Source organism: Oleiphilus sp. HI0079, from assembly GCF_001635105.1.
In genome coordinates this window covers 1-268 of the sequence record NZ_LWFT01000500.1, presented here as the reverse complement: position 1 = coordinate 268, position 268 = coordinate 1, and the positions used below count along the sequence as shown (strand labels likewise).

General features: G+C 44.4%; 1 protein-coding gene. It reads right to left on the bottom strand.

What is annotated here, in order from left to right:
• Positions 1-268, bottom strand: a 268-nt coding sequence (locus A3750_RS06465; RefSeq protein WP_156498462.1) for a TetR/AcrR family transcriptional regulator, incomplete at both ends; no start/stop codon positions are given.

Genomic DNA, 268 nt, shown 5'->3' with positions numbered 1-268 from the left:
AAGATCACGATGCAAAAATCGATAAGCCCAGAGGCCGTTAAAAACAGCGTCAAGATAGGAGAGCAAATCCTCAATCTCAATGGCCCGCCCCTCTGGGACGCGCAAGTACGTATCGACCATCAACTCATAGTTTTTGAAGATCTGATAAATAATCTCGTTTTTGTTGCGGAAGTGGTAATACAAATTACCAGGCGACATATTGAGGTGTGCAGCGATATGATTGGTTGAAACATTCCTTTCGCCCCGCTCATTAAACAGATCGAGACTC